Genomic DNA, 21,045 nt, shown 5'->3' on the forward strand with positions numbered 1-21,045 from the left:
CGAATCCGACTGCGATTGTGATCTTATTCACGTTTGAACCTGATTGGGAGACCCATACATAAGGATTTGCTTCAGATTCGAAAATATTTGCATGAGTAGGCATACATTTGTCCGAAATGCCATAGTATATTAACAGTATAAGGTCGTTATCTGTAAATATTCATGCGACCGTCAAGGGAGCAATGTGGACGTTCGTGCACCGCGATCGTGGCGAAATGTCCGGAAGCAGGGTCGAAACGGTCGCACGCGCATCAGGTATAGCGACGGCTGGTCGGCCTGGCTTTGTCACTCCTGCAAGCGGCGGCTTTTCAGATCGCGTCGGTCCCGCGATCGCCGGTGCGGACCTGGACGGCGTCGGACACGGGCAGGACGAAGATCTTCCCGTCGCCTTTCTCGCCAGTGGTTGCCCCCTCGCGGAGTGCGTCGACGACGGTCTCAGTCTCGTCGCTCTCGACGACGCACTCGATTTTGATCTTCTGGTGGAGGTCGATGACGTACTCCTCGCCGCGCCACTGGCCGGTTTTGGCCGGCTGTGAACCTCGTCCGGAGACCTGTGTGACCGTCAGCGAGGGTGCGCCCGCTTCGGCGAGAGAAGCCTTGACGTCGCTGAGTTTCTCCGGGCGGACGATCGCCATCACGAGTTCGAGATCGGTGTCGTCAGTGGCTGGTGACATACGACCGAACACCGGCCGGGTTGAGGATAAAACCCCGCCAAGCCGGCAGGGTGCTTCGGGACTACAACCGCTCGGCCAGGTCCTCGGCGAAGTAGGTCAGGATCAGGTCCGCGCCCGCGCGCTTGATCGACAGCAGCGACTCGTAGGCCGTCGCCTCCAGGTCGAGCCACCCCTGTTCGCTTGCCGCGTGCAACATCGCGTACTCGCCGCTGACGTTGTAGGCAGCCACGGGGTGATCGAAGCGCTCGCGCACGTCACGGACGACATCGAGATACGGCAACGCGGGTTTGACCATCAGGACGTCGGCCCCTTCCTCGACGTCCAGTTCGACCTCGCGCATGGCCTCGCGGGCGTTGGCAGGATCCATCTGGTAGTGTCGACGATCGCCGAAGGCGGGTGCACCGTCGGCGGCGTCCCGGAACGGGCCGTAGAAGGCCGACTCGTACTTCGCGGCGTAGCTCATGATCGGAACCCCGGTGTGACCGGCGTCGTCGAGGCCTTCCCGGATCGCCCCGACCATCCCGTCCATCATCGCGGAGGGCGCGACCATGTCCGCCCCCGCCTCGGCGTGGGAGACGGCCGTCCGGGCCAGAGCCTCCAGGGTCGGATCGTTCTCGACGGTCAACGTCGGGTCTTCGCGAGCGTCGGGTTCCAGCAGGCCACAGTGGCCGTGGTCGGTGTACTCACACAGACAGACGTCGGTGATGACGTAGGCGTCTGTCTCGGCGGTGATCCGCCGGACGGCCGCCTGGACGACGCCGTCGGCAGCCCAGGCTCCGGATCCTTCACCGTCCTTGGACTCGGGCACGCCGAAGACGATGATCGCCTCGACGCCGGTCTCGCGAATTTCCTCGACGCGGTCGACCGCGCCGTCGACGGGGACGCGCTCGTGGCCCGGCATCGTCTCGATCGGAACCCGCTCGTCAGTCGTCGCGTCGACGAAGACGGGCGCGATCAGATCGGTCGCCTCCAGCGTGGTTTCGCTGACCAGCGGTCTGATACCGTCGATCCGGAGACGGCGGGGGCGGTCGGGAGTATCCATGTACGGGCCTTGTTGTGTCGGGGGGAAAGCCGTGACGCTCTCTCGGCCGCTGGCAGGCGACATGGCGCGTGTCGCAACATTCTTTAGGTTCCTACTTGATTCTACACTGAGAGATGAAGTACGGGCATTTCGACGACGAAGCGCGTGAGTACGTAATCACGGAGCCACAGACGCCCCGGCCCTGGATCAACTACATCGGCCGCCAGGATTACGTCGGGATGATTTCCAACACGGGCGGTGGGTACAGTTTCTACCAGGATCCACGCTATCGGCGGCTTATCCGGTATCGCTACAACAACGCCCCCCGGAACGTCGGCGGCCGGGGCCTATATGTGCGTGACGCCGAGAGCGGCGAGTACTTTTCGCCGACATTCCAGCCCGCTCGCGAACCGCTGGACGACTACGAAGCCCGCCACGGCCTCGGGTACACCACGATCCGGGGCGAGAAGGACGACGTGGCTGGGGAAGTGACCTATTTCGTGCCCCCCGGCGAGGACCTGGAAGCCTGGCGCGTCACCGTCGAAAACAACAGCGACGAGTCCCGCAACCTGCAACTGTTCTCTCTCGTCGAGTTCTGCCTGTGGGACGCCGTCGACGACAGTTCGAACTACCAGCGCAACTACAACACCGGCGAGGTCGAAGTCGAGGATTCAGTTATCTACCAGAAGACCGAGTATCGCGAGCGGCGCAACCACTTCGCCTACTTCGCCTGTTCGGCCGACATCGACGGCTTCGACACCCAACGGGACGCCTTCGTCGGCCAGTACAACGGCTTCGACGAGCCGGCGGTGCTTGAGGACGGCGAGGCCACCGATTCTATCGCCCACGGGTGGTCGCCGATCGGCTCCCACCAGGTCGATGTGGAACTCGAACCGGGCGAGAGCGAGGAGGTCGTCTTCCTGCTGGGCTATCACGAGAACCCCCAGGACGACAAATGGGCGGAGCCAGGCGTCATCAACAAGGAGTACGTCGAGGAGACCATCGAGGAGTATCTCGATCCCGCCGCCCTCGACGAATCCTTCACCGAACTCGAGGAGTTCTGGGCGGACCAGCTCTCGGCGCTGCAAGTCGAGACGCCCGATCCCGAGACCGACCGGATGGTCAACACCTGGAATCCCTACCAGAACACCGTGACGATGAACCTCGCACGGTCGGCTTCGCTGTACGAGACCGGGCTCACGCGGGGCATCGGCTTCCGTGACTCCCTGCAGGACCAACTTGCGGTCCTCCACCAGTTCCCCGATCGCGCTCGAAAGCGCATCCTAAATCTCGCGAAGATCCAACTGAAAGACGGCGGCGCGTACCACCAGTACACCCCCCTCACCGGCGAGGGCAACGCCGACATCGGTGGCGGGTTCAACGACGACCCGATGTGGCTGGTCATGTCCACCGCCGCCTACGTCAAGGAGACCGGCGACACCTCCATTCTGGCGGAAGAGGTCGTCTACGAGAACGAACCCGGGACCGAGGAACCCCTCGCGGAGCACCTCCAGCGCGCCGTCGAATACGTCCGGGAACGCCGCGGCCCTCACGACCTGCCGCTGATCGGCCACGCCGACTGGAACGACTGTCTCAACCTCAACTGCTTCTCCGAGAACCCGGACGAGTCCTTCCAGACGGCCGAACACGACGTCGAGGAGGAGCGCGCCGAGTCGGTGTTCATCGGCGGCCAGTTCGTCTACGCCGTCGAGGAACTCGCCGAGTTGGCCGACCAGACCGACCTCCTGCCCGAGTCCGCCGAGGAGTACCAGCGATACGCCGACGAGATGGCCGACGCTGTCGCCGACGCCGGCTGGGACGGCGCGTGGTTCCGGCGGGCCTACGACCACTTCGAGGACCCGATCGGATCGAGCGAGAACGACGAGGGGCAGATCTTCGTCGAGTCCAACGGCATGTGCGGGATGGCCGGGATCGGCCGCGAGGACGGCAAGGTCCAGGACGCGATGGACTCGGTCCGGGAGCGACTGGCGACCGAACACGGCATCGTGCTCCACCAGCCCGCCTTCACCGAATACGACGAGCGCTACGGCGAGATCACCTCCTACCCGCCGGGCTACAAGGAGAACGGGAGCGTCTTCTGTCACACGAACCCCTGGATCATGATCACCGAGGCGAAACTCGGCAACGGCGAGCGGGCCTTCGACTATTACAAGCGCATTTGCCCGGCCGCCCGTGAGGACATCAGCGACGTCCACACCACCGAACCCTACGTCTACGCCCAGACCATCGCCGGTCCGGACGCCCCGACCACCGGCGAGGCCAAGAACTCCTGGCTGACCGGAACGGCGGCCTGGAACTACGTCGCGATCACCCAGTACATCCTCGGCGTCCGGCCCGACCACGACGGTCTCGTGGTCGATCCGTCGATCCCGGCCGAGTGGGACGAGTTCTCGGTCCACCGCGAGTTCCGCGGCGCGACCTACGAGATTACTGTCGAGAATCCCGACGGCGTCGAATCGGGCGTCGATCGGGTCGAAATCGACGGCGACACCATCGACAGCCAGACGATCCCCGACCTCGGTGACGGGGAAGTCCACGACGTGCGCGTCGTGATGGGCTGAGCCAGTTGCCCCCTGTTTTGCATCGTTCGCTAACCGAACCCACACCACCAACCCACGACAGACAATGACATACGGACACGTCGACCAGGAGACAGGCGAATACGTCATCGACCGACCCGACACGCCGACGCCGTGGATCAACTACCTCGGCGAGGGCGTCTACGGCGGCATCGTCTCGAACACCGGTGGCGGGTACAGCTTCTACAAAGATCCGAAGAACCAGCGCGTGACGCGCTACCGGTACAACGCCGTGCCGGACGACCAGCCCGGCCGGTACGTCTACCTGCAGGATCGGGAGAGCGGTGAGTACTGGTCGCCGACCTGGCAGCCAGTCAAGGACGAGCTCGCCGACTACGAGTGTCGCCACGGGCCGGGCTACACCACGATCGAGAGCGTCTACGACGACATTGCGGCCGAGATGACGTATTTCGTCCCGCTCGGCGAGGACTGCGAGCTGTGGGTGCTGGACATCGAAAACGAGGGTGAAGAGACTCGCACCCTCGGCGCGTTCTCCTACGTCGAGTTCTCGTTCCCGGACGCCGCGGCCGACCAGATGAACCTCGACTGGACGGGCCAGATCATGCGTTCCCGCGTCGACGAGGACGCCGGCGTCATCGAGGCGTACTCCTCGGCCGAGGAGATCAGCTACACCCACGCCACCAGCGCCGAGGTCGCGGGCTTCGACACCCAGCGTCGCGAGTTCGTCGGCCAGTACGGAACGCTGGAGGAACCCGCGGTGCTGGATGCCGGTGCGGCCACGGACTCGACGGCCACCCACGACAACGTCATCGGCTCGTTCGAGCACGACATCGAACTCGACCCGGGCGAGCGCGAACGGATCGTCTTCCTGACCGCGCCGGAGCGCGACGACGATCTCATCGAGAAGTACGAGGACCCGTCGGTCGTCGACGAGGAACTCGACGCCCTCCAAGCGGAGTGGGACGAGTACCTCTCGACGTTGCAGGTCGAGACTCCTGACGAGGAGATGAACACGATGCTCAACGTCTGGAACCCGGTGCAGTGTCGCTCGACGCTTTACTGGTCCCGAACGGCCTCGCGCTACCAGGCCGGGTTGGGCCGCGGGATGGGCACCCGCGATTCGAGTCAGGACACCCTCTCGATCGTCCACGCCGTGCCCGAGCAGGTCCGGGAGACCCTGGAGAGCCTCTGGGAGATCCAGTTCCCCGACGGGCACGCCTGGCACCAGTTCTACCCACTCAGCGGCGAGGGAGACGCCGGTCTGGCCAAGGAAGACCCGTCCAAGCCGCAGTGGTTCTCCGACGACCACCTCTTTCTGGTCCTCGGGACGGTCCAGTATCTCAAGGAGACCGGCGACGACGACTTCCTCGAAGCGGAGATCCCCTTCGAGGACGGCTCGACGGGCACCGTGCGCGAGCACATCGAGCGCGCCATCGCGTTCACCGACGAGCACCGGGGCAAACACGGCCTCCCGCGGATGGGCTACGCCGACTGGAACGACTCGCTGAACCCCGACGACGGCAGTGGCGAGGCCGCGAGCGTCATGGTCGCCATGATGTACTGCCGGGTTCTCCGGGAAGTCGCTGATCTCTATGAGTTCCTCGGCGACGAAGACCTGGCAGCCGAACGTCGCACCCAGCGTGCCGAGGAGATCGGCCGCATCGACGACCACGCCTGGGACGGCGCGTGGTACACCCGCGCCTACGACGACGACGGCGACGTCATCGGGTCGGCCAGTGAGGACTACCAGCAGATCTCGTTGAACACCCAGACCTGGGCGGTGCTGGGCGGCGTCGACGACGAGCGCGCCGAGCGGGCGATGGAATCGGCTCACGAGCGTCTGAACACGAAATATGGCTTCGCGCTGCTCGACCCACCCTGGGAGGGTGAAGGCACGATCGACCGGATCGGCGGAACGACGACCTACCCACCCGGAGCCAAGGAGAACGGCGGCATCTTCTGTCACGCCCACACGTGGTCGGTCGTCGCCGCCGGCCTGCTGGGCGACGGCGAACGCGCCCACCAGTACTACCGGCAGCTGAACCCGATGACACACGAGGACGAAGCAGAACTGCGGCGGACGGAGCCATACGTGTACGTCCAGAACGTTCTCGGCCCCGCCCACGAGGACTTCGGTGTCGCGAAGAACTCCTGGCTCACGGGCACGGCCTCCTGGGCGTACGTCGGCGCGACGCAGTACCTGCTTGGCATCCGGCCGACCTTCGACGGCCTCGTGATCGACCCGACGATCCCGGCCGAATGGGACGGCTTCGAGATGACCCGCGAGTTCCGCGGCGCGACCTACGAGATCACGGTGGAAAATCCCGAGGGCGTGGAGAGTGGGGTTGAAAGTGTCGAGGTCGACGGCGAGGTGATCGTGGGCGATGTGGTGCCTGCATTCGAGGACGGCACGAGCCACGAGGTTCGGGTCGAAATGGGTTGAAACTGCGAGTTCCGTCTCCGGATCAAGAATCCGTCACCACCACGTCGAGGTCGACGAGATCGTACAGCGGTGGCTTGTCGAAGTCCGTGGCATTGTGCGTGACGAACGTGCCACCCGCAGCGTGGGCGGTCGCGAGATTGAGCAGATCGGCGGGATCCAGCCGGATCCCCTGTGCGCGAAGCTGTTCGTCGAGATACGCGGCTTCGAGGGCACAATCGTCGGTGAAATCCAGCACGCGATCGAACTGCTCGTCGAGGACGCGCTGGGTCCTGAGCATCTCCGTCCGGCCCGACCCGGCCTTGTAGGACTCCCAGGCGACGACGGCGGGGATCGTCCACTCCTCTCTGCGGTACTGCCCGAGGTGTGACAGGATCGCCTCGTCCGGATCGCGGCCGGCGATCTTCGCGAGGACGTCACGATCGAGAACGATCATCGCCGATGGGACAGTGACTCGTTTAATTCGTCGTGAGCCGCCCGCATCTCCGCTTCCAATGCCCCGTCCTCGTCGAGGAAGGCGAGACTGCCAGCTATCTCTTCGATGTCCTTCTCCCGGCGGCTCAGCCGATCCAGTAGTTCGTCGAAGGACTCGTCGTCACGCTTCAGGGCACGCAGGCGTTCCTTGACCTCGTCGGAAACGCGAATCGTACTCATATGTATACGGTGTGTACGAGGGTGAATAGGTGTTACGCCGGTCAGAGAGCGTCACAGATCCAACCGGATCGACGAAGCGTTTGTCCCAACGAGTGTGCCAGGCCACCGCCAGCAGGTCAGAACGGAAAACCTCCGTATCGCAGGTAGACCATGTCGAGGATCAACAAAAGCTGGAACAGCCCCTGCACACCACCGAGCATCGCGTTCTGTTTGCCGATCGCGGCGATGACGCCGGAGTCCGGACTCGCCGACGTCATCTCCCGGTAGATCCGCAACTCGCCGGGCATCAGGAACCCGAAACCCTGGACCGAGAGGATCGTCACGATCGCCAGCGCGACCGCGATCGCGGGCTCGATCGCCGGGAGATCACCGATCGTCGTTGCGACCCAGGCGAGCGAACCGACGGTCGCGATGCCGAAGGGGACCTGCCAGCGCCAGTCCCGCCAGGCGTCGAGTCGCCAGCCCAACAGCAGGAGGATCGGAATCAGGTTCGCCGCGGTGAACACCGCGAGCCAGCCCTCGCGGTCGGCCAGATAGCCCAGTTCGAGCGCGAGGGCGATCCCCGAGGCGATGGTCACCGTCGCCAGCGACGGGAGGAGAAAGGCGGTTTTGGGCGTGAGTCGCTGGAACACCGCCGCGCTCTCTTCCTCGTCGAGGCCGCCGATCACCGGCCCGAGCACCGCGCCGATGAACACGTCGATGCCCGTCCAGAGGACGCCCGCCATCACGTGGACGTAGGTGTGCCCCTGAAGCGATGCGACTGTGAGCGCGTAGCCCAGCGCCGCCAGCGGGATCGCGACCACCGCGACTGCAAACGCCGGATTCGCCCGTTGTGCCATGCCTGCGATGGTCTCCCGTACCGTCGTTGCCATACGGGACGGCGAACCGGCGACCTGATGTTAATGGTACGTCTCCCTGCAACGGAGACCGGTTCTCGCGTTGCCGGACGGACCGGACCCCCGCCGTGATGGGACGCTTCCCACCAATCTTTTCTCCCGTGACGACGCGTCTTCTGGGAGACAATGGCCCAGGACGACCCACCCTATCGCCGGACCGACCAGCCGACGGAACGCCGCGTCGAAGACCTGCTCTCCCGGATGACACTCGAAGAGAAAGCCGGGCAAGTGGTCGGAACCTGGGCCGGAGAGCGTGGCGAGACGCACGATATTCCCGCGGTCAGGAATGGGATCGTCGAGCACGGCTTCGGGAGCGTCGCCGCCTTCGGCTGGGCAGGGGCAGCGGTTTCGGAGCCGCGCGAGGTTGTCGAGGCCGTCAACGACCTCCAGGGGACGGCGATCGAGGAGACCCGGCTCGGCATCCCGCTACTCGTCAACGTCGATGCCGTCCACGGCCACGCCTACGTCGAGGACGCGACTGTGTTCCCGAACGGGCTAGGCGCGGCGGCGACCTGGGACCCGGCGCTGATCGAACGCTCCGCAGCCGCGACGGCGCGGGAAGTTCGCGCCACGGGCGCACACCAGAACTACGCGCCGACGTGCGACGTCGCACGGGAGCCACGCTGGGGCCGCGTCCAGGAGACCCACGGCGAGAGCCCGCGACTCGCCGCCGACTTCGCTGGGGCGAAGGTACGCGGTCTCCAGGGGGAAGAGATCGACGACCCCGAGTCGGTCCTCGCGACGGCCAAGCACTTCCCCGCCTACAGCGATCCCGAGCGCGGCCAGGACGGCGCACCGGTCGAAGTCTCCGAGTGCGTCCTGAGGAACACGTTCTTACCCCCGTTCGAGGCCGCGATCGACGCGGGCGTCGAGTCGGTCATGCCGGCCTACAGTGCGACGAACGGCGAACCGGCCCATAGCTCCCGGTACTTGCTGACCGAACGACTCCGGGACGAACTCGGGTTCGACGGTCACGTCGTCGCCGACTGGAGCGGGGTCAAGCAACTCCACCAGTCCCACGGCGTAACCACGGGCTGGCGCGAGTCCGTCCGTCGCACTCGCGAAGCGGGCCTGGACGTGGGATCGGTCGATCACACAGTCCACGTCGAGAAACTCGTCGAACTCGTCGAAGACGGACAACTCGACGAGGCGATTCTCGACGACAGCGTCCGACGAGTCCTCCGGGTAAAATTCGAGCTGGGGCTGTTCGAAGACCCGTACGTCGATGTCGAGGAGACTGTCTCGACGCTGGGCTGCGACGAGCACCGTGAACTCGCCCGAAAGACCGCCCGGCAGTCGATGACACTGCTCGAAAACGACGGGATCCTCCCCCTATCTGGCGACGAGACGGTCTTCGTCGGCGGGCCCAACGCCGACGATCTCGTCCACCAGGTCGGTGGGTGGAGCCACCACGAGGCTGACGGGCTGGCAGGAGTCACTGTCCGGGAAGCCATCGAGGCGCGGGCGGCAGGCGAGGTGCTCTACGAGCAGGGAGCGACGCTCACCGAGGAGCGAGACGTCGATGACGCAGTCGAGAAAGCCAGTCAGGCGGACGTCGCCGTCCTGGGACTCGGTGAAGGCTGGTACATCCACGAGTTCGGCCCCCAGGACATGCTCGGCACTGACACCGGGGAGTGGCCGACGCGCTCGGAGTTGCGCCTCCCACCAGCCCAGCGACGGCTGGCCGAGGAGATCCACGAAACCGGGACGCCAGTTGTCGGCGTCCTCCTCACTGGCCGGCCGCTGATCGTCGACTGGCTGGCCGACCACGCCGACGCCCTGCTGCTGGCGTACTTCCCTGGCACGGAAGGCGGCCAGGCCGTCGCGGAGACGCTGTTCGGCGATTGCGATCCCGGCGGGCGACTCCCGATCTCGATCGCCCGGTCGCACGGCGATCTCCCACAACTGCACGATCACGCCCGCCATCCACTCACGCTCGGCGCGGACGAACATCCAGATTCCTACGACCCGCTGTATCCGTTCGGCCACGGGCTGAACTATACGACGTTCGAACGTCGCGATCTCGAACTCGACGAGACGACCGTCAGACCTGACGGGACGGTCTCCGTCGCGATGACCGTCGAGAACGTCGGCTCGCGACCGGGCGAGGACGTGATCCAGGTCTACGGTGGACAGAAGACGCCATCCAGAGTGCGTCCCGAACGGGAGCTGGTCGGCTACGATCGCGTCGCACTCGATCCCGGCGAAGCGAGGACCATCGAGGTCGAGATCCCCGTCGAGCACTTCGGATTCTACAAACCAGGGGAGGGCCACGTCGTGGAGTCTGATACGTACGCCGTGACGGTCGCGGACATGGAAGCAGCGTTCACGGTCGAAAGAGTGGGTAACCGAGATTGAAACGAACCAGCGGCGACCCGGAGACGTGGATCTGGCCGTCGAATGCGAGGTCCGCGGTCCAGAAGATAGGGTTTCAGCCGACATCGCCGTGCTGGTACCGGGTTACCCAGAACGATACAGTTCGGTTTCGTGATTGTCCACTGTAGGAGTTGCAATCACTCGGCTATCTCCCAGTGGGTTCGACCGACGGTTATGACCCACCGTAGTGTGTACCCGAGAACGAAGGCAGGGACGGCAAAAACGATCGCCTCCACGGCGATGTACGTCAACATGTCGAGCCGAAAGAGACACGCGACCGCGTCGAGAAGTGAGCCATCGGGGTCTCGGAAGACTGCCCAGTCCGCTTGATATCCGAGCAGCGACATGTGGGTGATAAGCCAGCCGAAGACGAGTCCAGCGCGATAGTATCCGATCAGTAGTGCGCCTATCACCCCAGCGAGTGCCCCATATGGATGAATGAGTATGACCCCAGATCCGGTAGGATAGATGCCGAATGCATAGGCGGCGAACGTGAAAGCGAATGCACCACAAGCCAGCAAAAGGAGGCTGAGATACTCGCGAAGACCCGTCTGATCAGTTCCAAACAGGATGGCAAGCAGTTTGGGGATCAAATTCATGATGGGAAAATGTTTCCCCAGAATGCTAAAGTAACTATTGGAAGAGCTCCGTTTTCGGGGCGACCGACCACAAATCCAATAATGCGGCCGCGCAGTGAGGATCCGGTGTCGATCGTACTACAGAAGTCCGGTGCTCGTCCTAGACTGTGACGAACTCACGGCCGACTCTGCGTTTCTGCGATTCCGACCCGCCCTACCAGGAGGCGAAGCGGCCGTCACCCCCGAAAAGACACTGCGCTACCGACGCCTTACCATTCGCCGTCGAACCCCTCGTGGGAGAAGGGGAGCGCGTCCTCGCCGGCGTAGGAGGCAACCAGGTGGCCGTCGCCTTCGAGGTAGTACTTGTAGGTCGTCAGCCCATCCAGGCCGACGGGCCCGCGGGCGTGGATCTTCCCCGTCGAGATGCCGACCTCCGCGCCCAGGCCGTAGCGATACCCGTCCGCGAAGCGCGTCGAGGCGTTGTGGAAGACGCTCGCGGCGTCGACGCCCGTCATGAATGTCCGGGCCTTGGCGTCGTCCTCGGTCAGGATCGACTCGGTGTGTTTCGAGCCGTTTTCGTTGACGTGGTCGATGGCGTCCACCAGCGAATCGACGACCTTGATCGAGAGGATCAGGTCGCCGTATTCGGTGCGCCAGTCCTCGTCGGTCGCTTCGTTTACATCGACATCCGCGTCAACGAGAATCTCCCGGGTGCGCTCGTCGCCACGCAACTCGACGCCGGCCGCGGCATAGCGATCGGCCATCTCGGGCAGGAAGTCCTCGGCGACGGCCTCGTGGACCAGCAGCGTCTCGACGGCGTTGCAGACCGCGGGGTACTGGACTTTCGCGTCGAAGGCGACGTCCTCGGCCTCCGCGAGGTCGGCCTCGCTGTCGACGAAGACGTGACAGACGCCCTCAGTGTGGCCCAGGACGGGGATCTGGGTGTTGTCCTGGACGTAGCTGACGAACGCCGAGGAGCCACGGGGCATCAGCAGGTCGATGTGTTCGTCCATTTCGAGGACGGTGTCGACGGCCTCGCGCGCCTCGATCAACTGGACCCAGCCCTCGGGGATGGCGTCGATCTCCTGAGCAGCCTCGCGGATGAGCTCGAAGAGTTCGCGGTTGGACTCGCTGGCCTCGCTGCCGCCTTTGAGGATGACCGCGTTGCCCGACTTCAGCGCGAGGGCGGCGATCTGGACCAAGGCGTCGGGCCGGGACTCGAAGACTGTCCCGATCACGCCGATGGGGACCGCGACCTTGTAGAGGTCCAGGTCGTCGTCGAGGTGGCGCGCTTCGAGGGTCTCGCCGAGGGGGTCGTCCATCGCCGCGACGCTCTCGACCATCTCGACGATGGAGTCGACCTTCGCGTCGTCGACCTTCAGGCGGTCGACTAAGGCCTGGGTGTACTCGCCGGCTTCGAGCAGCTCCTCGGCCGCTTCGACGTCCTCGTCGTTGACCGCGATGACGTCCTCGCGGTGGTCGTCGATAGCGTCGGCGATCGCTTCCAAGGCGGCGCTCCGGTCGGCGGCCTCGACGTTCGCGAGTTCGAGGGCCGCGCTCTCGGCGGCCTCGACCTTGGTTTCGGTATCCGTATCAGTCATCGTATGCTCCATTGACAGGCAAGAATATTGTGCCCACCGGTTCGGCCTCGGCGATGCGCTCGAGGACGTCCGGTTCGGCCGAGCCGGCGATCACCGCCGGGATCCCGTGCTCGTTGGCCGTCCGTGCGCCCTCGACTTTGGTCGTGATCCCGCCGAACCCCTCGGTCGTGCTCTGGGCGACGATCTCCTGGATCGCCCCGTAGTTGCTCCCGACGGCCTCGATCTTCGTGGCGTCAGGGTCGTCCTTGGGGTTGCCCGTGTAGACGCCGTCGACGTCGGTCAGCGTCACCAGCAGATCGGCGTCGATCCCGACCGCGATCGAGGACGAAAGCATGTCGTTGTCGCCGATCTGGATCTCCTCGATCGCGACGGCGTCGTTCTCGTTGACGATCGGAACGACCCCCCACGAGAGGAGCGTCTCGACGGTGTTGTGGAAGTTGGTGAACCGCTCGGGATCGTCGAGATCGGCCTGGGTGACGAGGATCTGGGCGACCTTCCGGTCGTAGCGCTCGAAACTTTCGGTGTACCGGCGCATCAGGTGGCTCTGTCCGACGGTCGAGAGCGCCTGGGACGCCTCGACCGTGTCGGTCTCGGCGTCGACGCGCCCCCGGCCGGCCCCGATCGCGGCCGAGGAGACCAGCAACACCTCCTTGCCGTGATCCAGCAGGTCGGCCACGTCGTCGACGAGTTTGTCGAGTTTCTCGTCGTCGAGGTTCGAGTCGGCGTCGGTCAGGGAGTTCGTCCCCGCCTTGACGACGACGCGCTCGGCGTCGGCAGCGAGTTCGCGCGTCCGCTCGATCTCGGCGGGGTCGACGGCGTCACTCATCGTCGACCTCGCTGGTGATCTCCACAGAATGACGCTCGATGGTTGCAGTGGTCAGTGCCATCCCGTGTGTTGGATGTCCGCGTACGGTGGCGACCGATGGGAGTACCGGATCTCATTGTAGTGGGTGAAATGGGCGACGGACAAACCTACTACGGTTCGCAACGAGTTGCCAGTCAGTACGCTACAACACCCTCCAGCGTTGGGTATCGTTTACCGCCCTAGCGGAGACTATTGTTGATGGGACGCACTCTTACGATTCTGGTTTATCAGGGCGAAACGTGAATTGTGCCAGAGAGACGTTCAAATCAGGGCTCGTCGGTTGCCTGCAGAATGTGGTGCCGTCATCAACAATAGTCTTCAAGATAACTTTCTCTATTGCATTTCCTAAAACCATAATATATATATATATATATACTTCGTAGTGAAAATCCATTTTGGACGCAAGTATGACTGATTCGAACCCATCGCGGCGATCCGTATTGAAGTCAATCAGTACAGGCACGGCTATGCTTGGTACCTCCGGCCTAGTTGCCGGAAAGCCAAACAATGGGAAAGGGCATGGGTCAGGTAACGGAAATAAGAAGAAGGAGCTAGATGATAAGGAACTAGAACGAATTGCCATTGAGACGGCCGCGAACCCAGTTCGGCCAGTTATCGCCTTCACAACCACGGTGTTTGGCGACGGACTAGAACTCTATGTCGCCAAGGGAATCGAAGATCCAAGCGAGGTTCCCAAATCAATAACTCGGTTAACCAATTCAGAAGCAGGGGTCCATGGACCCTCTTGGGAGTCGCCCTCTCGGCTTCGTTACTCCCAGGATGGCCAGACCCTTGAGCGGACATCGATGGGTGCTTCGCAGGGCGGTGGAAATGTGAAAGTCGTCCACGACAACCCGTTGCCAGTTCGTCAAGACCAGGCCACAATCTTAAGTGGCTTCGTCTTCTGCTCGAATCTTCCGTTCGTTACGGACTATTGTATCCGGCTGGACGGTTCAGATTCGGGTCACTCACCCCAGTGTGCCAGTCACAGTCCACCCACGATGACCCACGGCCACTTCGCAATTTATCAGAAGGGCAACTATCGAAGCGGTATCAACATTTGGGTTGGACATAACGGTAACTGCTTTTGGGTCGGCGAAGAACACTATACAGAGTGGTGTACTCGAATCTGTGGCCCCGAAGGAGGAACTCCAAACCTCTCAGACTTGAAAAACGCCTTCGAAGAGGCGATAAATCGAGCTGCCAATGCGGCTGGCATCGCGATCCCAGGGATAGTCGTGACAGCGTTGGCGTATTACTTAGCAGCGAGTACGCTCGCGCCACCAACGGGCGTCCCAGGCGTGTGATCGTATGAATATCGCTCCGGACGAAGCGCAGCCGAGCCACATATTGGTGTTCGGACCGATCGAAGAGACGAGTACCGAAATCGCTGTCGCGAATGCGGCCCTACAGCCGGCGCTGGATCGAGGCGTCGAAGCCTCGGTCCGCCTAAATGGCGAGCAGCTATCGACCGCGTATCCGGAGCACTTCGGCGTCTTCGAGGGCTGTTGTGACCGCGAGAGCGAGGGGCTGTATCACTGTTCGCTAGACGCATGTTCGGATCCGCTTGCTGGGCTACTGTCGATCGAAACCTGGCATCGGTTCGTCGCGATCGAGTCGCTCCGTATCGATGGGCCGTCGTGGTCGCTGTGGTACGTCCCCGACCACCGAACGTTCGAGCTGTTCGGCGGTGAAGATATCGCGACAGCGATCCGAACGGCGATCGAAGAGCAGCCGGCAGCGCTCCTCGCAGCCAGCGAACACATATCCTGGACGCAGGAAGGCCACCGATATGCGCTTGAGCTACCGTCACTGTGCGTCGAAAACCGGTGTTACGCGCTCTCAAAACTGCAGAAGATAGACATCGACCGTGAGACACAGTCGATCACCCTCTCGTGGGACGATTCGAACGGACTCGTCGGCCGCGTAATCGGACACCTGCGGACGTCCCCGCCGAAGCACCTCTCGATCGCGGATACGGAAACGTTCGAGCGAGTTGCCGGATACTTTGAACAACTTCGCTCGGCATGGGAGTGATCTAACATATTAATAGATTCGGGAAATAAAGAGGCATATGGACTATAGAGTATCAAATGGGGTTGTCATTGGACTCTCCGTGGCCATTATCGGGTGGACCCTCCTGTGGCTTCAGCAACCAATATTCGGAATTGCAGTCGTCTCTGGTTTGACGACGTCATATACCACATGGCGACACGAAAAGCCCGGAGAGGCAGGGTTGCTCATAGCCCTCTGGAATTTGATTGCGGTTGCTGCTTGGACAGCCAATCTACTATTCATCGCCGGATCAGTCGTCATAGCGGGAATTGTCTACTTCGCGTGGACAGTGAGAAAATAGGTGAGTAGTGTACAACGTCAGTGAGTCCACAGGATATCGCACTCACTCATCGCCGATTTCTGCAGTGATCTCCGCCGACCGTTCTTCCGTGGCCGCCACTGCCTCGCCGAGGACGTCCGCGACGTCGCTGTCCCACAGCACCTCCATGCCCTCGATCGTCGTCCCGCCCTCCGTCGCGACGGCATCGATCATTTCTTCGACACTCTCGTCGCTCTTGAGAACGATCTCGGCCGCCCCTTTGAACGTCTGGGCGGCGAGTGCGGCGGCGTCATCCGAGTCGAGGCCACCGTCAACTCCGGCGTCTTGCATCGCGCCGATCAGATGGAAGACGAACGCCGGCCCGCTGCCGTTGATCGCCGTCGCGAGGTCCATCTGGCCCTCCTCGATCGTGACGACAGTCCCCAGATCGTCGAGCACTGTCGCGACGTCGCCCGTGGGTTCGGGCGTGACTGCGGCGGCCATCTCGCCGTACTCGGCGGCGAGGTTCGGCATCATCCGGACGACGGCAGCGTCGGTCTTCGATTCGAGCATCGGCGTCGAGACGCCCGCGGCGACGGACACGACGGTCTGGTCGGCGTCGAGTTCCAGGTCTTCGAGTACGTCGCCGACGGCGTCCGGCCCGACCGCCAGCACGACGATCGGCGCTCCTGTCGCCGCTTCGAGGGCAGTGGTCGTCTCGTCGGCGACGCCCGCCAGGTCTTCGAGTGCCGATTCGTCGACGTCGCAGGCCGTCACCCGGTGGCCGGCCGACGAGAGCCCACGGACGAGTGCCCCGCCCATGTGTCCGCAGCCGAGAACGCTGACGTGAACCATTGGTTGGTTCCGTCTCCGAGGCGTTCGGATTTACCAACTGCGATATTGGGCGGGTGGGGACAGTCAGCTACCCACCGCTGAAGCGCTGTCTCTTACCCACAAGTCCTAATCGAGGAGCTGACGAACCAAGACTGGTAGATGGGACGCCGCTCACGGAGTTGGAAGCCAGAACTCGATGAGGATGGACAGCTGTGTGACATGGATGTTTCCGGGTGGATTCGAGCGGAGTTTCGGTCAGCTGAGTTTGGAGACAAGCGCCTGACTGACCGATTGGTTCAACTTGGGGATGAACTCGGCAGCTCACCTGCCGAGTCCATCCCCGCTGCCTGCGGAGACTGGGCCTCCACAAAAGCTACATACCGATTTTGCGATAATGACAGTGTGGACCCCAACGAGGTTCTCTCTGCTCACAAGCAGCAACAGCAATCAAGAGTGAGTCGGTCAGACGAACTCTTGATTGTCTCCGATACCACCGAACTCGTGTTTCCGAGACATCCCTCCAAAGAGGGCCTCGGCGACATTGGCAATTCTGAAATGGATCTCGAAGGCGTCAAGCTACACTCCACGATCGGAATCAATCCACGCACCCATCGGATGACTGGAGTCATCGATCAGCAGGCGCTGATCGAGGACCAGCAGGCTGGTGAGAAGTACGATGCCAACGGCAAAGCAGAGCCGATTCAACTTGACAATGAGCATGAGAAGTGGAGCCGTGGCGACAGGCAAGCCAGAGACTGGCTTGCCGACGATATCCGCCCGCTGTTCATTCATGACCGAGGCGCAGATTCATTCGCGTTCTACGAAGAAGTCACCGGAGAGATGGAAAGTGCTGGCTTTATCGTCCGAGCGAATCAAAACCGGCGGATTTGGACTGATGATGGTGAACCTGAAAAACTCTTTGACTGGAGCAGCGACCTTGCCGAGCAAGGTCGCAAAACAATCGAGATTCAACAGGGAGGTGGGCGCGAAGCGAGAACGGTGGAGTTGTCGATAGCCACTGGAACGTGTGAGTTGCGCGCACCAAGGAATAATCCTGAGCAAGAGGGTTCAATCGAGGCGAATGTCGTGAGAGTCGACGAGGTCGGTGAAAATGACGACCCGATTCAGTGGGTGTTGCTCACCACTGAATCGGTCGAAGAGTTTGAAGAGACACTGACACTCATCGACTATTACGGCCTCCGCTGGCGAATTGAAGACTGGCATAAAGTGCTCAAGAGTGGCTGTAACATCGAAGAACGGCAACTGCAGACTTGGGAGCGGATGGAAGTTCTGTTGAGCATGTATTCAGTAATCGCGTGGAAAGTTCTGGAGTTACGAGAACTTGCCCGTGGTGATAGTTCAGTATCTCCGGCGGTCCTGCTGAGTGAGGCAGAGTGCACAATTCTGGAAACGAAATTTCCAGAATTGAGCGACCAAGATGGAAAATCATACGCAGTGAGCGTCGCTAAACTCGGCGGTTATCTTGATCGTGGTTCAGATCCGCCACCAGGGTGGGAGACGATGTGGAAAGGACTCCAGAAGCTACGCATGTGGGCTGAAGGATACGAACTCGGTGCTGAATGAGCGCGCTTCGCGGCTCATTCAGCGGAACCCGTCGAAATAACGAGTTCAACTGAGCTTTTCACGCGGCTTCATCGAGACCTCTCTAATCTTGGGCAGATACTGATAGAGATTTGATTGATTTCTTCTTCTCATGCCTGATCTGGTTGAACTTACGCTATAGTATCGAGTTATGGGTAAGAGACAGCGCTGAAGCGGTGGGCTTGTCGGTGGACTCCCGTTCAAACTCCAAGCTGGAGTGGACGTTGGACACGTCGCTCACGTTCAATGTCCCCGACTTCAGGGCAAGCTGACCGTTGCCCAACCCACCGGGACGTTTGCCCGATGGTAAAGCTAACAGACGGAGGCCGACGTTTTTCGCCGCGTTGTAGTCGCCGTCTACTTCGTACCCACACTCGTTGCACGCGAACCAGCCCGTTGCGCCGTCGCGGTTCGTACTGGACTGGTGGCCGCACTTCGAGCAGGTCTGCGAAGAAAAGGCAGGGTTGACCGACTCAACGCGGATACCGTACTCGGCGGCCTTGTACGCAATTTGCTCTTGAAGTTCGCGGAACGCCCAGTTGTGCATCTGCCGCTTCAGGCGCTCGTTGTGGGCGTCCATTCGCTCGCGGATGTGGGTCAAGTCTTCGACGGCGATGTACGAACAGTCGTGGCGCAGGGCTTCCTCCACGATTCCACGCGAGATGTTGTGCAGGCGGTTCAGGACGAAGCGGTTTTCCCGTCCCGACAGTCGCCGTAACGCCTGCCGAGCGGAACGGGTGCCTTTGTCCTGAAGGCTCCGTCTCACGCGGAAATAGTGGTTCTGCCCCCACAGCAGTTCACCACCGTCGAAGAACCGTCCCGTGCTGGTCACGGCGACGTTCTTCAGGTTCAAGTCCACACCAAGCACACGGTCGCCATCACGCTGGTCTACCTCCTTCTGAATGACGATGTGGAGGTAGAACGTATCCTCGTCGGGACGGTAGTGGAGCGTCCCCATCCGCTTCTCGTAGTCGTCGTCTTCGAGGTACGACCGCTGGTACTCGCCAAGCACGAAGGCGGCTTCGACGCGCCCGTTGACCGTCGAGAGCGTGGCGTACTCGTCTTTGATGGTTAGCGTGCGCTTGTCGTAGACTGCGGATGGTTCATCGAACGAGGGGAGTGGGCGGCTGTTGCCCTTTTCCCACTCCGTGACGGTGCTTTTCATCGCTTCGACGGCCTTCGAGTAGGCCCGCACCACGAGGTTTGCGGGGAGGTCGGTTTCGTCCCGGAGGTCGTGGTACACTTCGTCGTGGATGGTGGACTTGTTGAGAATCAGGTCGCCGTCGTCGCCTTTACCGTGGTCGATAGTGTAGTTGGCGGCGGTGTTGAACTGCTGGATGGTCTGCTGGAGGTCGTCGCGCCGCTCCTCGGGCACATCGAGTTTGACGGGAACGGTGCGTTTGACCTCCATCACACTCTCACATACGGACGCCTTGTTTATATATTCTGTGTCAGCGTTGGGGAGTCAGCCCTGCCATCGTCGGTGGTTTGCCCCACGGAGCTTACGCGCTTCCTCCCACCCGTGAACGGGTGGGCTTCCGCGCTGTACCGCTGTGATCTGGCCCGTCTGTGGGGGTGGCTTCGCCTGGTCGAGCCAACTCATACTGCCGGCTGTAACAGACTGAAGGAATTCGCCACCCCGGTGTGGCGAATATCTTTACGAACTTACAGCCGGCAGTATCAGCGCTGGTCTCGAACGCCCGCAGTCCGGACAGACTGTTCAGGGCCGGGACGGTCGTATTCGACGGTGTCGATCCTGCCGAAACCAGTTTGTGACAGATCGCTGCGTCGTGGGAAGGCCTCCGGCGGCTTTTTACAAAGAGCCGGAGAACATGGGGTCCATGAGAGTGCGTCGTGGTCTTCGACTCAGCGTGATCGGATCTCTGCTCCTCGTGATGATCGTCGGGGCGGCCGGCGTTGGGGCGGCACAATCAGCCACGTCATCGGCGGAATCGGAGATACAGTCGACAATGGTGGCGTCCGGTTCCGATGGCATGGTGGTACCAGCCCAACCGGAGGAGTGGGTCGGCCCAACCCGCCCCACGGCACAGATCGAAGAACCGATTGCAGACGAAGATGAGAACGAAGCGGATACCGAAGACGAAACTGAGGGGGGGAGCATGCTCCTCGGCGAGTGGTGGGGTCTCGGTGGCGAAGCGAACGAGGCACCGTATATCGGTCTCGTCGAGATCGGTGTCGTGATACTGACACTCGGACTTGGCGGCTACATGCTCGGCAAACGAACATCGCTCGTGCCGATTCAGTACCGTCGGTATCTGTTGCCAGCACACGAGTGGTCGATGCTGCTCGGGACAGTGCTGACGGTGCCACACTTCCTCGCCGTCGAGGAGTGGGAAGGGCTGGGGCTCGCCGTCGGCGTGTTGCTCGCTGTCGAAGTCGTCAGTGGCGTCTACGGGCGACACCTCCATCGACACGTGATCCGCCTCGGCCGCGGGGACGAATCCCCGTCGATTTTCGGTGCCGTCATCGAGACGTCCAACGAAACCCTCTTCTCACGGTGGCGATGGATCCACCGATCGCTCACGGTCGTCACCGCCATCGTCCTCGTGGCTCACATCGTGACGGCCATCGGTGATTAGGGCGCACGCACCTGAGAAGAGTCGGCGAT

General features: G+C 62.2%; 17 protein-coding genes. 7 read left to right on the forward strand and 10 right to left on the reverse strand.

Annotated elements, in window-relative coordinates; genetic code table 11:
- Nucleotides 1-308: 308 nt before the first annotated feature.
- Nucleotides 309-674, reverse strand: a complete 366-nt coding sequence (locus HTIA_RS06150) for a P-II family nitrogen regulator (protein WP_008525533.1) — start codon at nucleotides 672-674, stop codon at nucleotides 309-311.
- A 61-nt stretch (nucleotides 675-735) separates the two neighbouring features.
- Nucleotides 736-1,716 carry a porphobilinogen synthase gene (gene hemB / locus HTIA_RS06155; protein WP_008525531.1) on the reverse strand — a complete coding sequence of 327 codons (981 nt, stop codon included), beginning with the start codon at nucleotides 1,714-1,716 and terminating at the stop codon, nucleotides 736-738.
- A 113-nt stretch (nucleotides 1,717-1,829) separates the two neighbouring features.
- On the opposite strand from hemB, the gene HTIA_RS06160 reads away from it, so the two are divergent.
- A complete protein-coding gene (locus tag HTIA_RS06160) occupies nucleotides 1,830-4,277 on the forward strand; it encodes a GH36-type glycosyl hydrolase domain-containing protein (protein ID WP_008525529.1) in 2,448 nt (815 codons plus the stop codon).
- A gap of 64 nt (nucleotides 4,278-4,341) precedes the next feature.
- Nucleotides 4,342-6,699, forward strand: a complete 2,358-nt coding sequence (locus HTIA_RS06165; RefSeq protein ID WP_008525527.1) for a GH36-type glycosyl hydrolase domain-containing protein — start codon at nucleotides 4,342-4,344, stop codon at nucleotides 6,697-6,699.
- A gap of 22 nt (nucleotides 6,700-6,721) precedes the next feature.
- On the opposite strand, the gene HTIA_RS06170 is transcribed toward HTIA_RS06165, so the two are convergent.
- From HTIA_RS06170 to HTIA_RS06180, 3 genes are all read right to left on the reverse strand, one after another.
- Nucleotides 6,722-7,132: a type II toxin-antitoxin system VapC family toxin gene (locus tag HTIA_RS06170; RefSeq protein ID WP_008525526.1), complete on the reverse strand. Its 411-nt coding sequence runs from the start codon at nucleotides 7,130-7,132 to the stop codon at nucleotides 6,722-6,724.
- Nucleotides 7,129-7,350 (reverse strand): DUF7557 family protein, encoded by a 222-nt coding sequence (locus HTIA_RS06175; RefSeq protein WP_008525525.1) that lies wholly within the window; start codon nucleotides 7,348-7,350, stop codon nucleotides 7,129-7,131. The genes HTIA_RS06170 and HTIA_RS06175 overlap by 4 nt, the downstream gene beginning before the upstream one ends.
- A gap of 116 nt (nucleotides 7,351-7,466) precedes the next feature.
- Nucleotides 7,467-8,189, reverse strand: a complete 723-nt coding sequence (locus tag HTIA_RS06180) for a hypothetical protein (protein ID WP_044950975.1) — start codon at nucleotides 8,187-8,189, stop codon at nucleotides 7,467-7,469.
- 183 nt (nucleotides 8,190-8,372) lie between these two features.
- Between HTIA_RS06180 and HTIA_RS06185 the strand changes: the two genes are divergently transcribed.
- Complete coding sequence (locus HTIA_RS06185; protein ID WP_008525523.1) at nucleotides 8,373-10,604, forward strand: glycoside hydrolase family 3 N-terminal domain-containing protein; 2,232 nt, start codon at nucleotides 8,373-8,375, stop codon at nucleotides 10,602-10,604.
- Between the two features lie 155 nt (nucleotides 10,605-10,759).
- On the opposite strand, the gene HTIA_RS06190 is transcribed toward HTIA_RS06185, so the two are convergent.
- The 3 genes from HTIA_RS06190 to proB form a co-directional block, all read right to left on the reverse strand.
- Nucleotides 10,760-11,221, reverse strand: coding sequence for a hypothetical protein (locus HTIA_RS06190; RefSeq protein WP_008525522.1), 462 nt, complete (start codon nucleotides 11,219-11,221; stop codon nucleotides 10,760-10,762).
- A 248-nt stretch (nucleotides 11,222-11,469) separates the two neighbouring features.
- Nucleotides 11,470-12,801 (reverse strand): glutamate-5-semialdehyde dehydrogenase, encoded by a 1,332-nt coding sequence (locus HTIA_RS06195; protein WP_008525521.1) that lies wholly within the window; start codon nucleotides 12,799-12,801, stop codon nucleotides 11,470-11,472.
- Nucleotides 12,794-13,627, reverse strand: a complete 834-nt coding sequence (gene proB / locus HTIA_RS06200; RefSeq protein WP_008525520.1) for a glutamate 5-kinase — start codon at nucleotides 13,625-13,627, stop codon at nucleotides 12,794-12,796. The genes HTIA_RS06195 and proB overlap by 8 nt, the downstream gene beginning before the upstream one ends.
- Before the next feature lie 1,350 nt (nucleotides 13,628-14,977).
- Here proB and HTIA_RS06205 point away from each other — a divergent pair.
- Entirely contained in the window at nucleotides 14,978-15,703 is a 726-nt protein-coding gene (locus HTIA_RS06205) for a hypothetical protein (RefSeq protein ID WP_021029754.1), read from the forward strand.
- A 37-nt stretch (nucleotides 15,704-15,740) separates the two neighbouring features.
- Nucleotides 15,741-16,022, forward strand: coding sequence for a hypothetical protein (locus HTIA_RS06210; RefSeq protein ID WP_021029753.1), 282 nt, complete (start codon nucleotides 15,741-15,743; stop codon nucleotides 16,020-16,022).
- Nucleotides 16,023-16,064: 42 nt separating this feature from the next.
- On the opposite strand, the gene HTIA_RS06215 is transcribed toward HTIA_RS06210, so the two are convergent.
- A complete protein-coding gene (locus HTIA_RS06215; protein ID WP_008525518.1) occupies nucleotides 16,065-16,835 on the reverse strand; it encodes a pyrroline-5-carboxylate reductase family protein in 771 nt (256 codons plus the stop codon).
- Between the two features lie 138 nt (nucleotides 16,836-16,973).
- On the opposite strand from HTIA_RS06215, the gene HTIA_RS06220 reads away from it, so the two are divergent.
- Nucleotides 16,974-18,398 carry an IS4-like element ISHti4 family transposase gene (locus HTIA_RS06220; protein ID WP_020935938.1) on the forward strand — a complete coding sequence of 475 codons (1,425 nt, stop codon included), beginning with the start codon at nucleotides 16,974-16,976 and terminating at the stop codon, nucleotides 18,396-18,398.
- A gap of 154 nt (nucleotides 18,399-18,552) precedes the next feature.
- Here HTIA_RS06220 and HTIA_RS17120 read toward each other — a convergent pair whose 3' ends face one another.
- Nucleotides 18,553-19,827: an RNA-guided endonuclease InsQ/TnpB family protein gene (locus HTIA_RS17120; RefSeq protein WP_020936148.1), complete on the reverse strand. Its 1,275-nt coding sequence runs from the start codon at nucleotides 19,825-19,827 to the stop codon at nucleotides 18,553-18,555.
- Nucleotides 19,828-20,410: 583 nt separating this feature from the next.
- Here HTIA_RS17120 and HTIA_RS06230 point away from each other — a divergent pair.
- Nucleotides 20,411-21,016 (forward strand): hypothetical protein, encoded by a 606-nt coding sequence (locus HTIA_RS06230; RefSeq protein ID WP_148290935.1) that lies wholly within the window; start codon nucleotides 20,411-20,413, stop codon nucleotides 21,014-21,016.
- Nucleotides 21,017-21,045 lie beyond the last annotated feature (29 nt).

This window comes from Halorhabdus tiamatea SARL4B (genome assembly GCF_000470655.1).
Lineage (GTDB): Archaea > Halobacteriota > Halobacteria > Halobacteriales > Haloarculaceae > Halorhabdus > Halorhabdus tiamatea.

Coding starts and splice junctions, on each gene's coding strand:
- HTIA_RS06150 (WP_008525533.1), bottom strand. CDS start 674: ATGTCACCAGCCACTGACGACACCGATCTCGAACTCGTGATGGCGATC.
- hemB (WP_008525531.1), bottom strand. CDS start 1,716: ATGGATACTCCCGACCGCCCCCGCCGTCTCCGGATCGACGGTATCAGA.
- HTIA_RS06160 (WP_008525529.1), top strand. CDS start 1,830: ATGAAGTACGGGCATTTCGACGACGAAGCGCGTGAGTACGTAATCACG.
- HTIA_RS06165 (WP_008525527.1), top strand. CDS start 4,342: ATGACATACGGACACGTCGACCAGGAGACAGGCGAATACGTCATCGAC.
- HTIA_RS06170 (WP_008525526.1), bottom strand. CDS start 7,132: ATGATCGTTCTCGATCGTGACGTCCTCGCGAAGATCGCCGGCCGCGAT.
- HTIA_RS06175 (WP_008525525.1), bottom strand. CDS start 7,350: ATGAGTACGATTCGCGTTTCCGACGAGGTCAAGGAACGCCTGCGTGCC.
- HTIA_RS06180 (WP_044950975.1), bottom strand. CDS start 8,189: ATGGCACAACGGGCGAATCCGGCGTTTGCAGTCGCGGTGGTCGCGATC.
- HTIA_RS06185 (WP_008525523.1), top strand. CDS start 8,373: ATGGCCCAGGACGACCCACCCTATCGCCGGACCGACCAGCCGACGGAA.
- HTIA_RS06190 (WP_008525522.1), bottom strand. CDS start 11,221: ATGAATTTGATCCCCAAACTGCTTGCCATCCTGTTTGGAACTGATCAG.
- HTIA_RS06195 (WP_008525521.1), bottom strand. CDS start 12,801: ATGACTGATACGGATACCGAAACCAAGGTCGAGGCCGCCGAGAGCGCG.
- proB (WP_008525520.1), bottom strand. CDS start 13,627: ATGAGTGACGCCGTCGACCCCGCCGAGATCGAGCGGACGCGCGAACTC.
- HTIA_RS06205 (WP_021029754.1), top strand. CDS start 14,978: ATGAATATCGCTCCGGACGAAGCGCAGCCGAGCCACATATTGGTGTTC.
- HTIA_RS06210 (WP_021029753.1), top strand. CDS start 15,741: ATGGACTATAGAGTATCAAATGGGGTTGTCATTGGACTCTCCGTGGCC.
- HTIA_RS06215 (WP_008525518.1), bottom strand. CDS start 16,835: ATGGTTCACGTCAGCGTTCTCGGCTGCGGACACATGGGCGGGGCACTC.
- HTIA_RS06220 (WP_020935938.1), top strand. CDS start 16,974: ATGGGACGCCGCTCACGGAGTTGGAAGCCAGAACTCGATGAGGATGGA.
- HTIA_RS17120 (WP_020936148.1), bottom strand. CDS start 19,827: ATGGAGGTCAAACGCACCGTTCCCGTCAAACTCGATGTGCCCGAGGAG.
- HTIA_RS06230 (WP_148290935.1), top strand. CDS start 20,411: ATGGTGGTACCAGCCCAACCGGAGGAGTGGGTCGGCCCAACCCGCCCC.